Origin of the sequence: Nonomuraea turkmeniaca (genome assembly GCF_005889735.1) — a bacterium.
Classification (GTDB): Bacteria; Actinomycetota; Actinomycetes; order Streptosporangiales; family Streptosporangiaceae; genus Nonomuraea; species Nonomuraea turkmeniaca.
The window spans coordinates 1-22,332 of sequence record NZ_VCKY01000171.1 but is presented as its reverse complement, the minus strand read 5'-3'; the positions used below and the strand labels follow the sequence as shown (position 1 = coordinate 22,332).

The window sequence follows — 22,332 nt, the reverse complement described above, 5'->3', positions numbered from 1 at the left end:
TGTCAGAGGGGAACCTGCGCGGCCCGACTGACCGCCTCATGAGCTGGGAGTGGTGGTGCGGTGTGTCCCGTTCCCGGTGGGTGGGAGGATTTGAACCTTCCGAGAACGGCCGACACCTATCCCGCCCGCCCCGCGATCAAGAAATGGCTCGGCATCCCCCGGCTGGGATGAACCTCAGGCGACGTGAACCCCGATTCGCGAAGCAGCCGCTCATAGGTATCGAGGGAGTGAGCTTCGCCCTCCCCGGTGCTCGTGAGCATGATCACCGAAAAGAGGTACGGGAAGGGTGTCGTGGACGGTGCCGCACCTGAGATGAACTCGTGGATCACCAGCCGACCATCTGGCTTGAGTGCGGTGGCAAGCCGGGACAGGAGCGTCAAGCAGCGTTCTTCCGAGAAGTGATGGAAGAGGTGGCTGACGATGATCAGGTCGTAGGGCCCGGCCAGCGGCACCTCGAAAGCATCACCTCGGATGAAGCTGGTGCGCTCGGCGAGATCCAGTCGCCCGATCGTTTCCTTGGTGAGGTCCAAGACTTCCGCCGAGTCAAGGAGAGTCGCGTGTGCTTTCGGATGCTGAGCCGCCTGCGTGAGCGAGAACAGACCGCTGCCGCAGGCTACATCGAGGATGTCCAGACTGTCGCGCGGGCTGGCCCATGGCTCCATCAACTCGGCGAGTGCCTGCGACCCGGGACCGGAAATTGCTCCCACGCTGGACGGGGAGAAGGTCTCCCAGAACTCGTGTCCAGGCGTCTCCCAAGGCCGTTCAGTCAGGGTCGTGCCGCGACGGACTGCCTCGGCCAGACGCGGGAACCCCTCCCATGCCCAGGGGCCGGCCAAAATGTTCACCATGTTGCCCAGATAGCTTGACCGGCCGGGGATCAAGTACGTTTCGGCCAGAGCTGTCAGATGATAGCCGTCATGGCGCTCCAGCAACCCGAGAGCGGCCAGTGCGTCCAGCAAGATGCGCGTCCCTCGAGGGTCGGCGTTCAGGGCGGAGGCGATGGTGGTTGCCAGCCGGTTCCCGCCGGCGATCTGATCGAAGATGCCTAGCTCTACGCCTGCCTGCACGATTCCCGTCACGTGCAGGCCTTGCATCATTTGCATCAGCGGTTCGGGCGAGACTGTTGCACCTGAGGCTGAGAGGAGCGTGTCATCGGTCATCAGAGGTCTCCTTATCTGTTGTGACGGTCACTGCCCGGAGCGGACGCGTGGAGCCGGTCGAGGCGATGGCGTCGGCGCACGCCACGCGCTCCGCACCGACTGCCACGACGCCGCCAATGTCCACCGAGCACGCTTCAAGCCAGCCGCCTAGAACTTCACTCGGTTGCGAAGAAGCAGCTATCAAGGGTCGCCAGCATCCAGGCGATCGCGAACGCCGCCCGGCGGCGGGTGGGCGCAATACGGGGACAGGAAATCTCAACTCAGGACACTTAGACTCGACGCGCTGCCGCGTCTCGTCTGCGAAGTACGGTGCTCCGGGGATGGTGAGAAAGGCAGTGATCTACCCGGCGCCACCAGATCATCGATGTCATATCCGTGAATCCAGTCGAGCTGGTCCGGAAGAGTACTCAGTTTCCGGTCTCGAGATTCAGCGTCAGGGCCGTCCGGAAGGCGGAGGATCTCCGAATTGTCCCATGACGATCGCTGCAGCTGGCGGGTCCGAGGGCGCCGCAACATCTCATACCGACGCAAGGCATCACCCAGCTCGGACCGATCGGTATCGGCCAGGAGGGCTGCGAGCACAGCAGCGTCCTCAATAGCCTGGTTTGCGCCTTGGCCCTGGTGCGGGAGCATCGCGTGTGCGGCGTCACCCAGCAAGACTGTGTGCCCGCGAGTCCAGCGCTGCAACGGAGGTAGCGAGAACAACGCCCACCGTGGACTCTGCTCGACGGAAGCCACCATTTCCCGAACGACAGGATGCCAGCCCTCGAAGGCCGCGAGCGCGGTGCCGGAAGGCTCTTCGGTCATCCAGGTGGAAAATGGCCAGGGCGTGGGACCGGGCAGGACTGCCAGGAAATTGATGGTACTTTCACTGATCGGGTAGTGAATGACATAGGCGCCCGGCCCCAGCCAGAATTGGATCGTCATTGGGTCAGGCATCTCACTGAGAGTGCTGACTTGAGCCAGGCCCCGAAATCCGGAAGCTCCGGAGTAGGTCGGAGCTGGTCCACCACCGGTCACCCAGTTTCTAACGGCTGAGCGAACACCATCCGCTCCGACCACGACGTCCGCCACCACTGGGGCTCTCTCGGCGAAATGTAGCCGGATACCATCCTCGCGCTCTTCCAGGTCTTGTAAGCGCGAGTTCAAGTGCAGGCCGTCGCGACCCCAGGAATCGGCAAGGATGCGCTGCAGATTCACCCGGTGGATACCGAAGAACTCAGCCCCGTATCGCGTGTTGTATGTCGGGCCCATGGGAAACGATGCGATCAGCTCTCCGCTGGCCCAGCGCCGATAGACGACATCTGTCGGCTCTACCGAAGACTCCTTCAGTTGGTCGCCGAGGCCAAGCCTTCGGAGTACTCTTGTTCCATTTGCAGCCAGGGCGACAGCGGCTCCCACCTCCCGTAGCTCCGAAGCCTGCTCGTAAATTCGAGCCTCCACGCCATGCTTACGCAGGAGCAGGCCAAGCGTCAGTCCACCGATTCCGGCGCCTACGATGGCAATACGCGGTTTCGCAGCTTTCACGGGACTCCCTACCTTCGGCTCACGTGCGCCGCCATACACGGTGGTCGGTGCTCGACCCGCTGCTTCCGGGCTCTACCGCTGCTGGCAGCTTCCATGACCTTAGGGAAGCGCGGTATATCGGCGGTATATCGGCGGGGCCGTGTCAACCTCGATGGCACACGTCGCGCACCCAGACACAGGTGCGTGACGAGTTAGTGGTCCGACACTCTGTCCGCTATGACGTTGAGAACCATGACCGAACCCCCGGCAAGCGTGCTCGCAGCCTTCCGCTTGAACCCGGATCCATCCACACCGCCGCCGTCGACAAGCTCGAAGGCGAGGTCGAACCGCGGCTGGCCGCCATCGGCGAGGAGGGCAGACTTCTGTACGGCGCCGCCTACCGGACCATGGTCACCAGCGGGCTGAAGGAGGAGCACTCGGGTTCCAGCCCCGACGTGGTCGCCCAGGCCGTGCTGCACGCGCTTACCGCGCGCAGACGAGCACCTCCCGCCCCAGGCCGACAGATCCCGTTGAAGACCCGAAGTCAGTCGGAGGCTGGGTCAGACCCCGGCGGGAGGTGCTCACCTGCATCATCTCTGTCAGTGGTTGTGACGAGGCGGTAGCCCAAGTCGAGAGTGTGGACGGCCAGGAGGCGGCGGTGACGGTCATGCCAGCGTCCGGTGGCGACGTCGGCTGCGAGGCGTCGCATCGCGTACTCGACAAGGTGCTGGTCGAGGTTTGCCAGCGTGGAGATGGCGGCGCGTACCTGGGGGTCGAGGTAGCGGTGCGGGCGTTGCCAGTATGCGCCCAGGAATCCGTCGGTGCAGTCGGCGGCTACCCGCACGTGGTCGACGCTCACCCGTGCGCCGTTGCGCCGGAACCAGGTCTGGACGACGTCCAGAGAGGCGAGTCCGGCGTCGGCTTCGGCGATCTCCGGGAGGTACTCCTCGACCAGCCAGAATCGTGCGGTGACGGCGGGGTCCCAGGTGAGGATGATCTGCCGTCCGGATACCCGCCGCATCTCGGCGAGGCCCGCGGCCGCGTCGGTCCAGTGGTGGACGGTGAGGATGGCCATCGCGGCGTCGAACGACTTGTCAGGGAACGGGAGACACTCGGCGTATCCCTGGATGACCGGCGCGGAGCCCGGGGGACGCTGGCGCATCATCACCGTGGACGGCTCCACGGCGATGACCCGCCGGCTGCGGGGCTCGTAGGAGCCGGTTCCGGCGCCAACGTTGATCACCGTCTGGGCGGATCCCAGGGCCTGGTCGATCTGGCCGGCGATACGGGGGTCGGGGCGCCGGTGGCGGGAGTAGCCGAAGCCGATCGTCTGGTACGGGTTGGCGTTCACGAACATCGTCATTCCTCTCCGTCGGCGGAATCGACGTGCCCGCGCCGGGCTCCCAGCACCAGCAGCGGCGGCGTCTGAGATGTTCGCCCAGGTGAGGATGGCCCTGGAGAGCGGCGGGACCGGAAACGGGTTCGTCGATACCGGTCGGTTCCAGGCAGGCGTCGAGCAGGCCGCCGATCAGCGTGGTCAGCTGCCTGGGGTGTTTCTCCCCGCCTTCGATGATCCAGTTCTGGGTTCGAGGCCCTCGGAGGCATAGTCGTCGACCGGCCAGACCGTGCCCTCGCCGGTTTTCCGCCATCCGGTCATGGGATCGGCGGCCGTGCGGATGGGGTGTTCGATCGAGAAGATAGCGACCACCCAGCGGGTCGCCCAGCGCCGACGGCGCCTCCACGTTGACCCGCGTGCCGGGCTGGATCTGGTCGAGGGTCGATCTGCGGCGGGTCTCGGCCGTCAGCCTGGCTTCCAGGACGTCCGTCTCGTGCTCGGTCTGGACGATCATCAGCCCGACGCCGTTCAGGCAGATCCAACCCAGCGCGCTCGCGGCGGCCTTGGGCGCTCTGACCGCGATACGAGCTTGGTCGACGGCCACCACTGTTCCGACTTCCTGGATGTGCCCGGTGAACATCCGACACCACCTCTCGACAGCGGCAAGGACGATCCTCGCCACACGAAGGAGTCAGGGGCCATGAGCGAGGCCCGAGAGGTGGCGGGGTGTCACCGCGTGGCCCGGAATCACACCGAGTCGTCCCACCGCTGCCGGTGGAACCGGCGGGCTGTCACCACCGCACCTTGGAATCGCACCAATCCACCTATATCACCCACCCGTCGGCAAGATCAACGGCACGCCGCCACGAAGGACAGTCGTTCAGGCAGCCCGGCTCCTGCGCGCTCGCTCGCGAGAAAGCCAGTGAGAGGGTGGACCGGTCACATTGAAAGGTCCGCCGCCGCATGCCTTCTTACGGGCTTACTGCTGACAGAGAAAGTGCATCGCGGCAGACCTCGGCGCGCAAGACGCAGGTCACACTTGCCCGCCGCGGCAGCAGGCATATTGGCAATGGCCATAATAGTGCGGGTGGCCGCGCATGAGGAGCTTACAATTAGGGCATACGAGGCTTTGTACTGGATTAACACGGATGACGGCTGCATCCTCCAGCGCCAATATGCCTTCTACAATTTCGCGCCCGTGCTCTGCGATGCCCTGTTTGAGAAACTCGTACATATCGTAGACATGTCCGCAGCGCGGACAGTCGATGCGATTTGAATATCCATTGATATCCAGGTCGAGTTCTGCCTTGATTCGCCTGGCCTCCTCGTCCGAGACCGGCTCGGTTCCGGTCTGCTTGAGGCGCTCGGATGTCCAGTAGCGCGCCATGACCTCTTCATGCAGCGCCCGCGGGACATAGAAAGTTGCCTTCCTATTCTCCTCGGTTGCCCTAAGCACGGCGTCAACAATCATCGAGTCTTCGCCAGAGACGACGGTTTTGCCCTGTTTCACCACGGCAACGATTTTGGCGATGTCCATTTCGGGCATGCCTCCCACCTGTAGAAATCCTCTTTGCGGGGACGGCTTGTTGGATGACATCCGGACTCTCCCCTCGCCGAAGGGGACTTATTCGCAACATACCCCGCCTTGATCAACTCCAGCTCAACCCTTGACCTGCGGTTACCCGGCTAATTTCCATGGGGAGCGGGTTCTGTGCAGGTGCGTCGGCCATGATCTTCCCCGCCTCCACCGCTTATCAGGAGCAGGAACAAACCCGACAAAGTTCGCCACCATGTGCAGCAGCAGGGTGCAGCGCGAGTTAGGGACGAAGAGGTCGTGGGTTCAAGTCTCGCCAACCCGACAGAGTTGCCGCAGGTGAAGAGCCCGGTCCTCACGATCGAGAGTCAGGCTCTTCATCGTTCGACTGTCCGTCTGAACGACCGCAGTGTTATCGCTATCACGCTCTCGGTCAAGTCTGGCACGACATGCCCCAGGCGTTGGATGAATCTTTCGATGCATCGACAGGGTCGGATCCTGCCCCTAGCAGGGCCGAGATAAGACGTATGACCTGCCGATATGTTGCCGTGGTGCGGTGGTCGACCGCCACGTACGGATCATGGTGACTCCTTGATGTGGCAGCCAGGTCTTGACATGGTTCGGCGGACACTCTAAACCGTTGATGTTACCGATAACGCACTCTTAACGCCGCGGAAACATCCAAGAGCCGGCACCCTCGCAGTGCCACCGCACAGCGGGGCGTCGTGGCCCTGCCCGCCTGACCAGGCGACCGCATCATCCCGGATCCGCCAAGCTCGCACACCTCCACGACGTGGCCTCTCACCGCCGCGTCGGCGCCTCTCGAGGAGCAGAACAATGCATTCACCCGCCCGGTTATCCACCCACGCGACGGGCCGCCGCCGGCGCTCGCCCGCCGTCGTCGCCGCGTGCGTGCTGGCGGCGATCGTCACCGCCTTTTCGTGGTTGGTGGCGCTGCCGGCCGCGGCGGCCCCCGCGCCGCTGGTCAGCGTCTCCTCCCAGCGATGCCTCGATGTGAAGGGCAATGTCGACACACTCGGCACGGCGCTCGACATCTGGGACTGCAACGGCCAGGCCAACCAGGGATTCGAGTTCACCTCGGCCGGCGAGCTGCGCACCATGAACGGCACGCGCTGCGTCGATGCGGACCGGAGCCAGACCGCCCCGGGAACCGCCGTGATCATCTGGTCCTGCAACGGGCAGGCGAACCAGAAGTGGCGCAAGAACTCCGATGGCTCCATCACCGGCACCCAGTCCGGGTTGTGCCTCGACGTCAACATGGCGGGCACCGCCAACGGCACCGCGGTCATCCTGTGGACCTGCAACGGCCAGAGCAACCAGAAGTGGAACGGCACGCCCGGCGGCGGCGGCACGCTCGTGGTGGACGCGGCCACCGCCGTACGCCCGGTCACGCGCGTCGGCTCGGGCACCCTCTACGGGCTGATCGACGGAGACACGCCGCCGGTATCGATCATGCAGCCGCTGAAGCTGAGCCAGGTTCGCCAGCCGCCGCCGCTGCACGAGCACCGGCCCAACGGCTACCCGTACCCGATCGGCGACACCCTGGACATCTGGCGCAGCGCCGCGGCCGTCGGCGCGGTGATCACCGTCGACATGGCGGACAGCTTCGACTGCTTCCCGTACTGCTGGACGAACTGGGACGACTGGTACCGCCGGATCGACCAGATGATCGCCGCGGCCAAGAACGCGGGCATCACCAACATCGACTCGTGGGAGCCGTGGAACGAGCCGGACTGGACCTGGCCCCAGGCGGCGGGCGTCTCCTTCAACGAGGGATGGGTCCGCACCTACCGGCGGATCCGGCAGAGCGAGCCCAACAAGCCCATCATGGGTCCCAGCTACTCGTACTGGAACGTCAACATGATGCGGTCCTTCCTGAGCAACGCGAAGGCGACGAACACGCTGCCCGAGGTGGTGTCCTGGCACGAGCTGCGCGGATGGCAGCAGGTGTCGGGCAATGTGCAGGCGTACCGGGCGCTGGAGCGCGAGCTCGGCATCTCCCCGCGGCCCATCTCGATCAACGAGTACGCCTCGACCACCGAGATCGACGTCCCCAGCACCGCGAACCACTACGTGGCCCAGTTCGAACGCTCGGGCGTGCGCGACGCCCAGCGGGCGTTCTGGTTCGAGGCCGGCACGCTCAACGGTCTGCTGCACAACGGCCAGCCGACCGCGTCGTACTGGATGTACAAGTGGTACGCCGATCAGAGCGGCAACATCGTCAAGGTCACCCCGACCACGTCCAACGACGGCGTGGCCGCCTACAACGCCGGTGCGCGCACCTTCAGCCTCGTCTTCGGTGGCCAGTCCGGGAACAACACGATCCGGGTGGACGGAGTCGGCGGGCTGGGCTCCTCCGTCACGGCCACACTGGAGTACGTGTCCGGCACGGGACGTACGACGAACGTTTCCGCCGCAACCCGGCTCTGGTCGACCGCCTACACCGTCACTAATGGGAGCGTCACGATCCCGATCGCCGGCCAGGACCCCTACGGCGCCTACCGGCTCACGCTGGCCCCTGGGTAAGTCGCGACGGCAGCGCGCGGGCCGTCGGCGTCCTGGGGCGCCGACGGCCTAGCGTGTCGTCAGCCCTCTTCGCGGATCAGATGGACCAGGGCGCTGGTGTAGTCGCCGGGGGCCAGATCCGCAAACAGGCCATGGGTGAGCAGGACCACGCCGTGGTGGACCTGGCCGGTCGCCTGATCGCGGTAGCGGGCCTGGGCGTCCAGGCCGCGCAGCGGGATGCCCGGGTCGGCGTGGCCGAACCGGCGGGCGCGACGGAAGACGAGGACCGCGAGCTGCCCGCCGTCGCGGGCGAGGTACTGCACGGCCGACAGCTCGCCGTTCGGCGGCAGCAGGCGATACTGCCGTCCGTGCTGGACCAGCGGGCGGATCCGCTTGTAGGCGGCGACCAGTTCGGCGGCCCGCGCAAGATCGGCCTGGCTCCACTCGGTCAGGGCGCCGCCGATGGCCAGTACTCCCGCCATGGCCACGTGGAAGCGGAAGTCGAGCGGGACCTGGCGCCCGGTGTACGGGTTGGGGCTGTCGGTGACCCAGGCGCCCATCACCCGGGCCGGGTAGAGCTGGGAGAAGCCGTGCTGGATGTCCAGCCGGTCGAGGGCGTCGGTGTTGTCGGAGGTCCACACCTGGTCGGTACGCCGCAGGATGCCGAGGTCCACCCGGCCGCCGCCGCTGCTGCACGACTCGATGCGTACATGGGGGTGGGCGGCGCGCAGCCGGTCGAGCACGTCGTACAGGGTGCGGACGTGGTCGATCCACAGCCGCTCGTCCGGGCCTGCCTCGGTGAAGGGGCGGTTCATGTCCCACTTCAGGAAGTCGATGTCGTTCTTGGCGAGCAGTTCGTCCAGGGTGCGGTAGAGCCAGGTGGCCACCTGCGGCCTGCTCAGATCGAGCACGAGCTGGTTGCGGTGCTCGGTGCGGGTCCGGTGCGGCCGGTGGATCACCCAGTCGGGGTGGGCGCGGTACAGGTCGCTGTCGGCGTTGACCATCTCCGGCTCCACCCAGAGGCCGAACCGCATGCCCAGCTCGTGCACCCGGTCGATCAGGGGCCCGAGCCCGTGCGGGAAGCGCTGAGGGTTGGGGTGCCAGTCGCCGAGCCCTGCGGCGTCGTGTGTGCGGGCGCCGAACCAGCCGTCGTCGACCACGAACAACTCGATGCCCATCCGGGCGGCCTTCTCGGCGAGCTGGACCTGGCCCTCCAGGGAGACGTCGAAGCCCGTGGCCTCCCAGGAGTTGTAGAGCACCGGCCGTGTCTCGCCGGCGTGCGGCAGGACGTGCCGCAGCTGGTGGTCGTGCCACGCGCGGCTGGCGGCGCCGAAGCCGCCCTCGGTGTACAGGGCCGCGCACACCGGAGTGACCAGTTCCTCGCCGGATCCCAGCTCCCAGGTCACCGGGTCGTGCCCCGCGCCGGCCGACAGCGTCACCCGCTCGGTCGGCAGCCGCTGCGCGGTGAGCCGCCAGCTCCCGCTCCAGGCCAGCGCGCAGGAGTAGACCATGCCGTACTCCTCGCTCGCCGTGCCGTCGTCGATCATCGCCCAGGGATTGGCCTGGTGACTGGTCACCCCCCGCCGGCTGGTCAGCATGGTCTCGCCGTACGGGAGCTCGCTGCGGTGCAGGCGGGTCTCGGCCGCCCACTGGCCGCGCACGCAGCTGAGCCGGTAGCCGTTCAGGCGAGGGAGCACCCAGGTGGCGGAGTCGGCCCGCGCCACCGTGACCGGCTCGCCCGCGTTGCGCAGGACCAGGTGGCGTTCGATCACGTCGCTGTCGCCGTAGATCCGGTAGCGGCACTCGACGGTCAGCGGGTAGTGACGGTCGGCGAATTCCAGCACCAGCTCCCGATCGGTACGGCGTTCGCCGGTGTAGCCCAGGTCCAGATCGCGGGTGCCGTCGGCGAAGCGCACTTGCAGTCCCGCCTGCCCGTATCGCAGTCCGCCGGCTGCGGCCAGGTCCAGTACGCCGTCGGCCGGGTCCTCCATCGAGCGACGCTCCGGCTGCGGCAGCAGGAGCAGGGACAGGGCCTGCTCGCGGGTGAGCCGCGGCCCCCAGTGCAGAGTACGGAGCCGGGCGGCCTCGTCCAGATGGAGGACATAGCAGGAGGACGGTCCGGACAAGATCCACAGTCGGTGGTCCGGATCGTGAACGATCATGGTTTCCTTTCGTCGCTGCAGAGATGAAGGCCCGCCGCGGCTCGCGCGGATGGCCTCCTCGGCCTGCAGGATGCGCGCTCCGCACGGGGCGTCAGGTGGCGCAGGGTGAGGCGGCCCCGATATTGATCACCCGGTGGAGCGCGGCGCGGGGCCGCTGCTCTCCCGGACGATGAGTTCGGGCTCGCTCCAGGCAGGGACGGCCGGGGCGGTATGTGGATCCAGCCTGCGGTGCAGCAGGTTGAAGCAGGCCCGGCCAAGGCCTTGGAAGTCGAGCCGGACTGTGGTGAGTGAGGGGTTGAGGTAGGCCGCGGGGGGCGAGTCGTCGAAGCCGACCACGCTGAGGTCGCCGGGGATGTCTCGGCCGGCTTCGCGGGCTGCCCGCATCACGCCCAGCGCGAGGTCGTCGTTGCCGCACAGGATCGCGGTGACCGAGGGGTCGGCCACCAGATCGCGGACAGCCAGGTAGCCCGAGCGTGGACTCCAGCCGCCGTGCAGCGGTTCGGGCACCGGCCGTTCCGCGGCGCGCAGTGCGTCCATCCAGCCTTGGGTGCGCTGGGGGAGTTCGCTGGTGGAGGAGGGGATGGCCAGGTAGTGGACGGTCGGGTGACCCAGGCTCAGCAGGTAGCGGGTGGCGTGTGCGGCGGCCGCACGGTCGTCCAGCCACACCTGCCATGGGTTCTTGGTCTCGATGTCGGGACGGCGTTCCACAGCCGCTGCCACCGGGACGTCCGGTGGCAGCGCCCCGAGCGCCCGCACCCCGGCGGCGTCGAAGGCGATCACCATGACCGCCTCCCCCGGCCGGTTGAGCCGTTCGGCCACGTCCCGCTGGCCGGAGCCCGGTTCCAGCACGCTGATCCCGACCGAGAAGCCCGCCGTCCTGGCCGCCTCCTCCATCCCGCGTAGCGTGGCGGCCGCACCGTACAGGGAGGTGTCGGAGGTGAGCACGGTGACCGAGCGCACCGGCCCTCCGGCCAGCGCCCGGGCCAGCTTGTTGGGCCGGTAGCCCATTTCTTCGATGACCTGGAGAACCTTGACCCGGGTCTCCTCGCTGACCCGGGCCTTCCCGTTGATCACGCGGGAGACGGTCTGCTGGGAGACACCGGCCACCCGGGCGACGTCCCAGATACTCGCGGACCGGCTGCGGGGGGCGTCCTGGTTCGGCATGTGACCGGTAACTTCCATGAGGCGGACCTTACTTGATGGCGGCGTTGGCCTCGTTGTTGATCTTAGTGGCGGCGTCCTGTGGCGACATCTGCCCCAGCCAGACCTGGTTGAAGATGTCGAGCGCCTTGACGTTGTAGGTGTCGGCCGCCACGGTCAAGGGATAGCCCATGGTCGTGCCTTCGGCTGCCTTCTTGAATCCGGTGACGTCCACCCCCTTGGCCTTCCACGACTCGGCGAAGGTGTCGTTGAGCGCGGGGATGCCGGGCCACACGGCCCCGGCCTGCGCCACGGCCTTCTGGTGCTGCTCGGAGGCGAGCCACTTGACCAGTTCCCACGCCTCCTTGGGATGCTTGGTGCCGGCATAGATCGCCTCGGTCAGACCGTTGTAGACGCTGCCCTTGCCGACGGGGCCCGCAGGGAGGTCGGCGACGCCGAAACCGCCGTTCGGAAGCGCCGTGTCGAAGGCGCGCAGCATCCAGCTTCCGTCCATCGCGGTCGCCGCCTCTCCGCGGCCGATGACCTGGTCGAGGGAGGGGCCGTTGGGCGGATTGGTGACCGTGGCCGGCACCGCGACATGGTACTTCAGCCGCAGGTCCTGGACGAACTGGATGGCCTGGACGCAGGAAGGCTGGTCGATCGTCCACTTGCCCCATGGCTGGTCCTGGAGCTTGCAGCCGTTCTGCAGGGCGAAGTTCCACCAGTCCTGCTGGCCGGTCGGCGCCTGCATCGCCAGGCCGTACTGCTTGATCTTCTTGGGATCGAAGCCTGGCTCGTCGGCGCGCTTGCCGTTCTCGTCGACGGTCAGCTTCTGCAGGACCCTGACGAACGTGCCGCCGTCCGTAGGATTCCAGGTCAGGCCGTCGAGGTCGGCAGGCGTGAGCGCGGCCTCCTTCAGCGCCTTGGTGCTGTAGAAGAGGCCGATCGTGTCCCAGTCCTTGGGCAGGCCATACACCTTGCCGTCCACCTTCCAGCCCTCGGCGAGCTTGGAATCGTAGATGGAGGTGTCCAGCTTGTCCTGGGCGATGAGCGGCGCCAGGTCGGTGAGCACGCCTTCCTTGCTGAACTTGGGGAAATAGGCGACGTGGTCCCAGAACACGTCGGGGGCCGAGCGCCCGGCGAGCTGGGTCTGCAGCTTGCTCCAGTAGTCGTTCCAGTTGTTCAGCTCGATCCGCACCTTGATGTTCGGATGCGCCTTCATGAACTCGCCCAGCGACTTCTCGATCGGCGGCTTCTGCACCTCGTCCCACATCGCGTAACGCAGGGTGACGGCGCCGCCGGAGCCGCCGGACTCGTTCGATCCGCCGCCGCATGCGGCCAGCGCCAGGACGGCCGCCGCGGCGACGGCAGAGGCGGTGAACTTCGTGGACATACCGTTATGCCCTTCTCTTTCGGGGGGGTGATGGTCACTTCAGCCCGGTGAGGGCGATCGAGCGGACGATGTGCCGCTGGAACGCCAGGAAGATCGCGAGGAGCGGAAGCAGCGCCATCGCGGAGGCCGCCAGGATGAGGTGGTACTGGGAGGAGTACTGGCCCTTCAGCGCCGAGATGCCCAGCGTGACCACGCGAGTGGCGTCACTGTTGGTGATGATCAGCGGCCAGAGCAGCGTGTTCCAGGTGGTGATGAACGTGATGGTGGCGAGCGTGGCCAGGATCGGGCGGCTCAGCGGAAGCATGATGCGGACGAGCACGGTCCAGGTGCCCGCGCCGTCGATGTGCGCCGCCGCCTCCAGGTCCCGCGGAATGGTGCGGAAGTACTGCCGGACCAGGAAGATCCCGTACGGTGTGCCGAACGCCGCCGGCAGGATCAGCCCGAGATAGGTGTCGATCAGCCCCATCTCCCGCGTGATCAGGAAGAGCGGGACAAGGGTGACGATCTGCGGCACCATCATGGTCGCGAGGTAGCCCCAGAACAGTGCGTCCCTGCCCGGAAATGACATCCGGCCAAAGGCGTAGGCGGCCATCGTGCTGAAGACCACCTGGCCGGCCGTCACGGCGCCCGCGTAGAGCAGCGAGTTCAGCAGGAAGCCGCTCATGTCGTACTCCGACCACACCTGGGCGAAGTTTTCGAAGGTCACCGGCAGCGCGGGTGACCACGCGCGGGTGGTGAGCACCTGCGCGGGCTCCTTCAGCGCCGAGTTCAGCGTCATCAGGTACGGCGCGACCGAGACCACGGCGCCCGCGAACAGCGCCAGATAGAGTGCGATCCGCTTCATCGGTCCTCAAGAGAAGTCGTAGACGGTGCGCTTGCGGAAATAGAGGAACTGCGCCGCGGTGATCAGCAGGATCAGCCCGAACAGCACCATCGCCAGCGCGGAGGCGTAGCCGGATCGGAAGAGCTGGAAACCCTGCTGGTAGATGTGGAAGTTCAGCACGTCGGTGGCCCCGCCCGGACCGCCCTGGGTCATGACGAAGACCGTGTCGAAGATCTGGAACGATCCGATCGTGTTCGTGACCAGCACGAAGAACAGCGACGGCCGCAGCAGCGGAAGAGTGATCGTGAAGAACCGCTGGACCGGCGTGGTGCCGTCGATCGCTGCCGCCTCATACAGCTGATGCGGAATCGCCTGCAGCCCGGCCAGCAGGATCAGCATGGTATAGCCCGTGTACTGCCAGATGTTCACCGAAGCGATCACGGGCATCGCCCAGGCCGGGTCCGTCAACCAGTTCGGGCCGTCGATCCCCACCAAACCCAGCAGTTGGTTGACCGCGCCGTACCTCGGGTCGAACACCCAGGTCCAGATGACGCCCAAGGCCACGGGCATGGCCATCCATGGCAGCACAAAGATCACTCGCAGAGCCTTGCCGCCACGCATCCGCCGGTTCAGCGCCAGGGCCAGCAGCAAAGCCAGCACGGTCTGCGCCGGGATGTTGAGCAGCACGTAATAGATCGTGTTGAGCACCGCCCGCCAGACCTCCGGATCGGCGGCCAGCTCACGGTAGTTGGCCAGACCGACGAACGAGGGCGCGCCCATCAGATTCCAGTCGAACAGGCTCAGCACCGCCACCCCGAAGATGGGCGCCACCAGGAACAGCAGGAAACCGGCCAGGCTCGGCGCGAGCAGAATGTAGGCCTCGACCAGGGCGCGTATCCGAGGTGCGAGCGGACGTCTCGCACGCCGCTGCCCCCTCGCGGTGCCACCACGAAGAGAGATGTTATCGATCACATTCATACTCCGTACGCCGCCGTCGCTGAGACAGCGATGGAAGTTCTGAGGTGGACAAGAGGGCGAACGGTTAACCCGAAAGCAATGAAGAAGAGAGTTACCGATAACATCGAGATCGTCAAGAGCTTGGAGCAAGGGGACGGAGCCTGGCGCAGTCGGCCGCATGGCCGCACGCCTTCCCTGCATCCCGTCTCCGCTCTTTCGCGAAGGCTCGGGCCCGCCGGAGAAGCGCCGTACGATGACACATCACGCCGTCGAGAGGGTAGAGGTCCGTGTCCGATGACCGCGCATGGCACCGGGATCCCCGCCCAGGTGCGAGCCACCGGCGGGCGGGAGCCGCGAGCGGTTCACCCCACACTGCCGGGGCGGTGTCCGGCCGCCGTCGAACGGGCTGGTGGGTGGCCGGGGGGTTGGTCCTCGCGTTCGCGGTCGCGGTCGCGGCCACGCTCTACGTGGTAACCGGGCGTGAGCCCGCGCCGACGCCGGCGAAGGCGCCGTCGGGGTGGCGGCTGGTCTGGGCGGACGAGTTCGACGGTCCCGCCGGGCCGCCGGATCCGGCGAAGTGGAATCTGGTCGACGACCATCTCGGCTACAACAACGAGCTGGAGTACTACACGCCGCGCAACGCCGTCGTGGACGGCCAGGGCCGGCTGGTCATCACCGCCCGGTCCGACGACGCGGGCGCCCACGACTGCAGTCCCCGTGTGTGCGCGGCCACCTCCGCCCGGTTGTTCACGGCGGGGAAGTTCGTCCAGCGCTACGGGCGGATCGAGGCCCGCATCAAGTTGCCCACAGGTCAGGGCATGTGGCCGGCCTTCTGGGCGCGGCGCTCTCCCCAGGGCAGCGGTCGCGGGGAGATCGACATCATGGAGCACCTCGGGCGCGAGCGGGACACGGTCCACGGCAACCTGCACGGGGAGAAGGGCTACGACGCGCTCAACTCCTACCGGCTGCCCAACGGGGGCGGGTTCGCCGACGACTTCCACGTCTTCGCCGCCGACTGGTATCCCGACCGCATCTCCTTCCTGGTCGACGGGCAGGTCTACGCCACCGAGCACAAGGCGGACGCCCCGCCCGGCGGCTGGGACTTCGACGTGCCCTACTACCTCCTGCTCAACTTGGCCGTCGGCGGCGACTGGCCCGGCCCGCCCGACTCGACGACCCGGTTCCCGCAGCAGATGATCGTGGACCACGTGCGCGTGTACGCCGCCGCTACCGATCCGCCGCGCTGACCTCGGCACTCCGCCCGGCGGCGAAGTTTGCGATCAGCACGCCCACTCCCAGCAGCAGGGACAGGCCCTGCGCGATCGTCCAGCCGAGGGCCGCGGCGGTCAGCCCGTACGGGAGCAGCGCCGCCACCAGCCCCAGCACCAGGGCCGCGTTGGCGCCGTTCATGAAGACGTACGCGCCGGTGCGGTCCCTGCTGATCAGGATCGTGTCCACCAGGTAGTTCCCCGCGCCGACCAACGACGCCAGGCCCAGGACCCGCAGCGTCTCCGCCGCCTGCGCCGAGTAGCCCTCCCCGAACACCCGCAGGATGTACGGCGCCCCGACCACGATCACCGCGGCTGCGGGGACGAGCAGGCCGTAGATTCCCACCACGGCCTTGCGCAGGTACCGGCGCAGCGAGATGCGCTGCGCCTCGGCGAACAGCACCTGCGCGCTCGCCGAAGGGATGAAGTTGAGGAACGCCGCCACCTGGAAGGCGATCGCGAAGTACGCCGCCGCCTGCGGCCCCCGGATGGCCAGCACCTCCAGCGGCACCACGGTGCTCGGCAGCATGCCGAGCGCGGTCGCCAGGTAACCGGCGGCGGAGAACGGCAGGTACCGCCGCAGCAGCTCGATCGGCCGCGCGCGGTCCGCGGCGCGGCGCAGCCGCGGCCACAGCGCCGCCCCGCCGAGCAGGCAGGCGAGCAGTGCGCCGCCGCCGTAGGCGAGGACCAGGCCGGTGAACCCGAGCGGGACCAACGGCAACAACGCGCCGACCTTCAGCACGGTGCCCGCCAGGTTCTTGGCCAGCAGCGCCGCGGTGCCCCGGACCGCCACCAGCCCCGCGTCCAGCGTCCCGCCCACGGCGGTGACCATCACCAGGACGGTGATCAGCGTGATCGTCCCCGGCTGCCGGATCAGCTCCGGACCGCCGGGCAGCAGCGGCGCCAGGATCAGCAGCGACAGCAGGGCGAGCACGCCGCCGATCGCGCCGACGGCGGTCACGGCGACCGCCGCCAGCCGGCGCGGGTCGTCCGCTTTGACGAGATGGCGCAGCAGCGTGGTGGGCAGGCCGAGGGCGGCGACGGTGGACAGCAGGTTGACGCTCGCGGTCACGGCGGTCAGCCAGCCGACGGCCTCGACCGGGTAGTGGCGTGCCGCCAGCGTGAAGAACGCGAAGCCGCCCGCCGCGAGCAGCACCGTGTTCGCCAGCAGCAGGAAGGTCCCGCGGATCAGCACGTTGCGGAACAACGAGCGCACCCGCTCCCCGACCCGCTCGCCGCCATCCCGCAGCACGGTGGCGTAGCCGTTCCTGGTCGCGCGGGCGATCTCGGTCCAGCCGACGCCGTTCACGTGCTCCAGCGCCGCTTCCGACATCAGCGCCAGCGTCGCCGCGTCCCAGCCCGCCGCCGCCCGCAGGGCCGCGGCGAGCCCGGTGACGCCGTCGCGGTAGCCGGCCAGGGCGGCGGCCGGCAGCCCCGCCAGGACGGGCAGCGCCGGGACGATCAGCGGCCTGCCGTGGGCGAGCGCGAGCAGCGCGCTGCCGCTGGTGGTGATCTCGCGGAACGGCAGCACGACGACGTCGCCCTCCGCGAACAGCCCGGCGACGTCCTCGTCGCGTACCCGCCCGAGCCGCAGGTCGACGCGGTCGTCGGCGGCGGCCGACGCCTCCAGCCGGGCCGCGAGCGCCGCGTCCGGGCATGATCCGGCGATGACGAGGCGGACATCCAGCCCGCCGGGCAGCGCCGTGAAGGCCGCAAGCAGGTCCTCGACCCCCTTGTACGGCTCGATCCGCCCGAAGAACAGAAACGTGCGGGGCTTGCCCGACCGGCCCGGCGGCGGCAGCGGTGGCGCGGGGAAGGGGCCGTGCGGGATCACGGCGGCCCTCGACGGCACCGCCCCCAGAGCCGCCAGCCGGTCCAGCGCCGCCGAGTGGTGGGCGATGACGAGGTCGCACTGTCGTACCAGGGTGCGCCGGGCGGCGGCGTCGTCGGCGAAGACCGGCCGGTGCGGCAGCACGTTGTGCGCGGTCCACACCAACCGCAGGCCGAGCAGCCGCACGATGCCGAGGACGGCGGCGAACCACAGCTGCGCCGGCCGCCGCATCCTGGCCCCGCCCGGCAGCGCGAACTTCCACACCCAGTGCAGGTGCACGATCCGGACCCCGGCCAGCCGCCGGACGGCCAGCTCGGCGGGTAGCAGCAGGAGGTTGAGCGTGTGGGAGGAGGTCAGCTCGCCCAGGTAGTGGACGCGGACGCCGGTCCCGCGTAACTCGCCGTACAGCAGGTCCTGGTACGGGTTGTCGTCACGGGGGAAGACCAGCACCTTCATCGGCGTGCGCGCCCGCGGGGAGCGGCGAGTTCGGCGAGCACGCCCGCGCCGTACACCAGATGGTCGGCGAGGACCCGCACCGGGCCGTTGTGCCGGTTGCGCCAGGCCGGCACCAGCAGCAGCGCGGGGTAGAGCGGGAACCACAGCGTCAGCGGCAGGCCGAGCAGGAAAAGGGGATACGCCACGACCATCGGCTCCCGGCGCAGCAGGTGCGCCCGGCGGCCCCGATGCTTGAGGTAGAGCCGGGCGCGGGCCTTGCCGTACACGTACGAGCGGCGGAGTTGCCGGCGGCGGTCCCCCCACTCGTGGGTGACGACCGCGTCCCCAGCGCTGCGGATGCGGTGCCCGGCGTCCTGGACCCGCCAGCTGAAGTCGACGTCGGAGCCGTACCCGAAAGTCTCGTCGAAGCCGGCGACCTCGTCGAGAACCTCCCGGCGCACCGCCAGGTTGCCGGTGCCGCACTCCGGGAGGTAGCGGGCGGCGGCCCGGCGCCGGGCATCCGCGTCGTAGAGGCTGCCGTGCCCCTCGGGGCCGGTGACCAGCCCCGACACGACGCTCTCGCCCTCGTGGAGCATCGGCGTGACGAGGCGGCGCAGCCAGTCGCCCTGAGGGAGGCAGCCCGCGTCGGTGAACACGACGATCTCGCCCTTGGCGGCGCCGACGCCGGCGTTGCGCTGGTGCGGGATGGTCACGAGCACGCCCGGCGGCGGGGTGAAGGCCGTCCATCGCACGTGCGGGTGGGCGACAGCGATGGCGTCGAGCCGGCCTCCGGAGGCGTCCACGACGATGATCTCGTACGGGAGGCCGGCGGACTCGGCCGCGCGGGTGACGCCCTCGAGGGTGCTGTCCAGCGCGGGCTCGTCCTTGCTGATGATGACGATAGAGATCATCGGTGGAAGACCTTCGTGACTCCGCTCGTGTAGACGAGATCGTAGTGCGCCTCGATGAAGCCGGTCGGGAACGCGTACAGGGCGAGCTGGTTGTCGAACAGCGACCTGGAGCGGCCGACGGCGGTGTTGGTCCAGCTCACGTACACCCAGGCCCGCCGGTCCAGGGTCAGGGGGGTGATGTCGGTCTGGATCCGCCGGCCCGGCCCGAGTTCGGCGAACAACCGCAGCTGCGCGTACCGGTCGGCGTAGAGGCGGTCGGGCGAGCCGCGTGCCGCCTCCTCGAGCCAGCGCGCACCCGCCAGCTCGGCCTCGTACATGCAGAACCGCTCGCAGTCCTCGCCGCGCGTCGAGAGGTTGGCCGCCCGCTCCCCGCCGAGCAGCACGTTGTCCAGGCCGCTGCCGGTCGCGAAGGTGGCGACGACGGCCGCTCCCGCCAGCCCGTACACCGTGCGGCGGAGCCGGGCGGGGAACTTGGCCGCCGACACGCGGTGCAGCAGCCAGAACATGGCGATGGTGACGAGCGTCAGCGCCTGCAACTGGGCGCGGCTCTGGTTGTACGCGGCGGCGAGGGTGCCGGAGACGCGCAGCAGCACCAGGGCGCCCAGCATCGGCACGGCCAGCACGCCGATCCGGCGGACCAGCCACGACGAGCGGCGGCGCACGGCCATGACCAGGGCGCCGATCAGGCCGAGCAGGTTCGCCAGCTGCTGGACCAGCAGCACGCCGAGGTCGAGCGACGCGCTCACCGCCGGCGCGATCTTCGGAGGGACGGGCACCCCCGCGTCCCCGAGGGCCCATCGGGGATCGTCCGCGTCGGCGGCAGGCGTCACGGCGGCCTTGGGCGGACGGTATTTGGGCACCACCCGCTTGGCGTAGAGGTATGTCGGGATGCGAGTCACGTCGGTGCCCCGCAGGTAGGCGGAGAGCAGCGTCCCGGCGGTCTCGGCGCCGGGCAGCAGCCGCAGGCCCTCAGAGCTCAGGGCGGTGCGGAACTCGCCGATGTTGGCCGTCGACCGGGTGATCGGAACGTACCAGAGCATCCCGGCGAGCAGCCCGGGCAGCAGCGCCGCCACGACCGCCCGAGGCGCGATCCGCGGCCGCCGCAGGGCCCACAGCACGGCCTGCAGGACCAGCGCCCCGCCGAGCATCACGGCCGTGAAGTACGCGGTCGTGTAGTGCGAGACCACGATGCCCGGCCCGAACAGGCACAACAACGCCGCCTTGGGGAAACGCCGCAGCCGGGCGTCGAGCAGGGCCCCGCACAGCGCGGCGAACAGCAGCATGGCGATCTCCTGCCGGGCCAGCGCCGGGAACTGCTGGGACAGCGCGCCCTGCGCCGTCACGAACGCGGCGGCGGCGAACGCCCACTGGCCCGGCAGGAAGCGCCTGGCGAGGTGGAAGATCCCGACGGGGAACATCGCGAAGATCGCCGGGTAGACGACCTTGAGCACCAGCAGGACCGGCAGCCCGGTCAGGGCGTGCAGCTCGGAGGGCAGGACGGTGATGCTGAGCATCGCCCCGTACGCGTCGGGGTGCGGGCCGGTCACCCAGATCCCCGAGGCCGCCGTCTCCTGGGCCACGGCGTACTCGGAGGCGATGTCGAACCCGTAGACCAGCTCGCCGCGGAGCGCGTACGACCACATCATGGCCAGCGAGACGGCGTACAGCAGCACGGCCGGCCGTCCGGCCCCGAGCCGCCCGGCCCGGACGATCCCGAAGGCCAGCACGAGCACGCAGCCGGCGACGGCCGCGATCGCCACCTCGGGGCCGTACCCGTGGTTGAGCCGCAGCGCCCCCGCCGCGGCGAGCAGCGGCAGCAGCAACGGCAGCGACAACCAGCCGGCGGAGGGCAGAGACCGCCACGGGACGGCCGTCTCCTGCGGCGCCTTCACCCCGGCGAGGAACAACCCCAGGCAGACCAGCACGAGTCCGGCGAGCAGCGGCCCCGGCCGGAGCGGCGCCCCGGGGTCCGCGCCGGGGCCGAACACCGCATCGAGGACGGCGCCGTCGACCAGCGGCACGAGCAGGGTGACCGCGAGGCCGGACACCATGAGCACGATCAGCGACGCGGCCGGCACGTACAGCGGGAACGCCGCCACCCGGTGGCCCGGCACCCGCAACGCCCGCAGCAGCAGGCACCCGGGCACGATCAGCAGGAGCGGCACGAGCAGCAGCTGGGCCGCCCACAGCTGGCGCGCCTGGGTCAATCCGACGATCAGGACGAGGGCCGCGCCGTACAGCACCATACGCCTGTCCTGCTCGCGGACGGTCACGTGCGCTGCCCTCCGCCCCGGCCGGTCCTGTCCTCGGCGAACATGCGGCGGAAGGCCCACAGACCGTGCAGGAAGCCTGCATTCTCGCACGCTTCCTGGGCGATCCGGAGGTACGGGTCGGCGAGCGCCTCGATCCTGCCCGTCACCGCGTTCCGCAGCCCCACCGGGTAGAGCAGCAGCGGCAGCAGCACGGGCACGACCGCGACCGCCGGCCACAGGACGGCCGCGAGGGCGAGGCCCGCGACGAGCACCGGCCACGGGAACACCGTCGGCCGCACCGCAGGCCACTTGAGGTACTGCATCGCGGCGCCCCGCCCGTACGCCAGGCTGCGGCGCAACATGCCGCGCACCGTGGGTGTGTACCGGTGCGCGACCGGCGCGTCGGGGACGAAGACCAGCCGCCCCGGCCGGTCCCGCCGGAGCCTGCGGGACAGGTCCTCCTCCTCGGCCGCGTACCGGAACCTGGTGTCGAACCCGCCCGCGGCCAGCAGCCGTTCCCGCTCGAACGACATGTTGCCGCCGCTGAAGGCGTAGACGTCCCGCCGCCCGCACGCCGCCCCGGCCGTCGCCCACTGCCGCCGCAGGTACAACCACAGCCGGTACGGCAGGGCCGCGCTGACGGTGAGCTCAAGCTCCAGCGGCTCGTGCCGGTTGTTGCGTTCGAGGAAGCGCGACAGGAAGCCGTCCCCGGTCACGGGCACGATGGGGCCGCCCACCCCGGCGACACCCTCTTCGGCGTAGCCGCCGAGCAGCAGCTCGGCCCAGCGGGGGCCCGGCTCGCAGTCGTCGTCGAGGAAGGCCACGACCCGCCCCTTCGCGGCCCGCAGGCCGGTGTCGCGGGCCGCCGCCGCACCGCGGTTCGTCTCGTGGCGGATGACCGTGACCCCGTGTCCGCGCGCGACGTCCCCGGTCCCGTCCAGGGACGCGTCGTCGACGACGATGATCTCCAGGTCGGCGTGGGCGGTCTGGGCGGCCAGCGCGTCGAGGGTCCGCCCGATGCGGGCCGCGCCGTTGTAGGAGCAGACGATGACGGACAGGCTAGGGGGCATCGGGGCGGTTCCCGGGGCTGTCTCTTAT

15 protein-coding genes and 1 pseudogene are annotated in these 22,332 nt (G+C 68.9%); 2 read left to right on the top strand and 14 right to left on the bottom strand.

What is annotated here, in order from left to right; all coding sequences use genetic code 11:
- Nucleotides 1–116 precede the first annotated feature (116 nt).
- From ETD86_RS37490 to ETD86_RS37470, 5 genes and pseudogenes are all read right to left on the bottom strand, one after another.
- Nucleotides 117–1,160 carry a class I SAM-dependent methyltransferase gene (locus tag ETD86_RS37490; protein ID WP_138671391.1) on the bottom strand — a complete coding sequence of 348 codons (1,044 nt, stop codon included), beginning with the start codon at nucleotides 1,158–1,160 and terminating at the stop codon, nucleotides 117–119.
- Between the two features lie 255 nt (nucleotides 1,161–1,415).
- Complete coding sequence (locus tag ETD86_RS37485; protein ID WP_246148791.1) at nucleotides 1,416–2,687, bottom strand: FAD-dependent monooxygenase; 1,272 nt, start codon at nucleotides 2,685–2,687, stop codon at nucleotides 1,416–1,418.
- A gap of 523 nt (nucleotides 2,688–3,210) precedes the next feature.
- Nucleotides 3,211–4,029 (bottom strand): class I SAM-dependent methyltransferase, encoded by an 819-nt coding sequence (locus ETD86_RS58575; protein WP_246148789.1) that lies wholly within the window; start codon nucleotides 4,027–4,029, stop codon nucleotides 3,211–3,213.
- 382 nt (nucleotides 4,030–4,411) lie between these two features.
- Nucleotides 4,412–4,642, bottom strand: a pseudogene (locus ETD86_RS60320) (hypothetical protein); the annotation flags it as partial.
- A 393-nt stretch (nucleotides 4,643–5,035) separates the two neighbouring features.
- On the bottom strand, nucleotides 5,036–5,548 hold the full coding sequence (locus tag ETD86_RS37470; RefSeq protein WP_138671388.1) for a hypothetical protein: 513 nt from the start codon (nucleotides 5,546–5,548) through the stop codon (nucleotides 5,036–5,038).
- A gap of 825 nt (nucleotides 5,549–6,373) precedes the next feature.
- On the opposite strand from ETD86_RS37470, the gene ETD86_RS57435 reads away from it, so the two are divergent.
- Complete coding sequence (locus ETD86_RS57435) at nucleotides 6,374–8,083, top strand: RICIN domain-containing protein (RefSeq protein ID WP_211370561.1); 1,710 nt, start codon at nucleotides 6,374–6,376, stop codon at nucleotides 8,081–8,083.
- Nucleotides 8,084–8,142: 59 nt separating this feature from the next.
- Here ETD86_RS57435 and ETD86_RS37460 read toward each other — a convergent pair whose 3' ends face one another.
- From ETD86_RS37460 to ETD86_RS37440, 5 genes are all read right to left on the bottom strand, one after another.
- A complete protein-coding gene (locus ETD86_RS37460) occupies nucleotides 8,143–10,224 on the bottom strand; it encodes an alpha-galactosidase (RefSeq protein WP_138671387.1) in 2,082 nt (693 codons plus the stop codon).
- A gap of 126 nt (nucleotides 10,225–10,350) precedes the next feature.
- Nucleotides 10,351–11,406: a LacI family DNA-binding transcriptional regulator gene (locus ETD86_RS37455; protein ID WP_138671386.1), complete on the bottom strand. Its 1,056-nt coding sequence runs from the start codon at nucleotides 11,404–11,406 to the stop codon at nucleotides 10,351–10,353.
- Between the two features lie 10 nt (nucleotides 11,407–11,416).
- Entirely contained in the window at nucleotides 11,417–12,757 is a 1,341-nt protein-coding gene (locus ETD86_RS37450) for an ABC transporter substrate-binding protein (protein WP_138671385.1), read from the bottom strand.
- A 34-nt stretch (nucleotides 12,758–12,791) separates the two neighbouring features.
- Nucleotides 12,792–13,601, bottom strand: coding sequence for a carbohydrate ABC transporter permease (locus ETD86_RS37445; protein ID WP_138671384.1), 810 nt, complete (start codon nucleotides 13,599–13,601; stop codon nucleotides 12,792–12,794).
- 6 nt (nucleotides 13,602–13,607) lie between these two features.
- Nucleotides 13,608–14,552, bottom strand: coding sequence for a carbohydrate ABC transporter permease (locus ETD86_RS37440; protein WP_211370560.1), 945 nt, complete (start codon nucleotides 14,550–14,552; stop codon nucleotides 13,608–13,610).
- Nucleotides 14,553–14,950: 398 nt separating this feature from the next.
- Between ETD86_RS37440 and ETD86_RS37435 the strand changes: the two genes are divergently transcribed.
- Nucleotides 14,951–15,784 (top strand): glycoside hydrolase family 16 protein, encoded by an 834-nt coding sequence (locus tag ETD86_RS37435; protein ID WP_170223469.1) that lies wholly within the window; start codon nucleotides 14,951–14,953, stop codon nucleotides 15,782–15,784.
- On the opposite strand, the gene ETD86_RS37430 is transcribed toward ETD86_RS37435, so the two are convergent.
- From ETD86_RS37430 to ETD86_RS37420, 4 genes are read right to left on the bottom strand one after another with little or no spacing between them, the layout of a single operon-like run.
- A complete protein-coding gene (locus ETD86_RS37430; protein WP_138671382.1) occupies nucleotides 15,765–18,092 on the bottom strand; it encodes a glycosyltransferase in 2,328 nt (775 codons plus the stop codon). The two genes, ETD86_RS37435 and ETD86_RS37430, sit on opposite strands and share 20 nt — an antisense overlap.
- Nucleotides 18,089–18,982 carry a glycosyltransferase family 2 protein gene (locus tag ETD86_RS55810; protein ID WP_170223468.1) on the bottom strand — a complete coding sequence of 298 codons (894 nt, stop codon included), beginning with the start codon at nucleotides 18,980–18,982 and terminating at the stop codon, nucleotides 18,089–18,091. Before ETD86_RS55810 ends, ETD86_RS37430 begins: the two co-directional genes overlap by 4 nt.
- The gene (locus tag ETD86_RS55805) at nucleotides 18,979–21,255 is read right to left on the bottom strand and encodes a hypothetical protein (RefSeq protein WP_170223467.1); all 2,277 of its coding nucleotides are present in this window, start codon (nucleotides 21,253–21,255) and stop codon (nucleotides 18,979–18,981) included. The genes ETD86_RS55810 and ETD86_RS55805 overlap by 4 nt, the downstream gene beginning before the upstream one ends.
- Complete coding sequence (locus tag ETD86_RS37420; protein WP_138671381.1) at nucleotides 21,252–22,304, bottom strand: glycosyltransferase; 1,053 nt, start codon at nucleotides 22,302–22,304, stop codon at nucleotides 21,252–21,254. Before ETD86_RS37420 ends, ETD86_RS55805 begins: the two co-directional genes overlap by 4 nt.
- Nucleotides 22,305–22,332 lie beyond the last annotated feature (28 nt).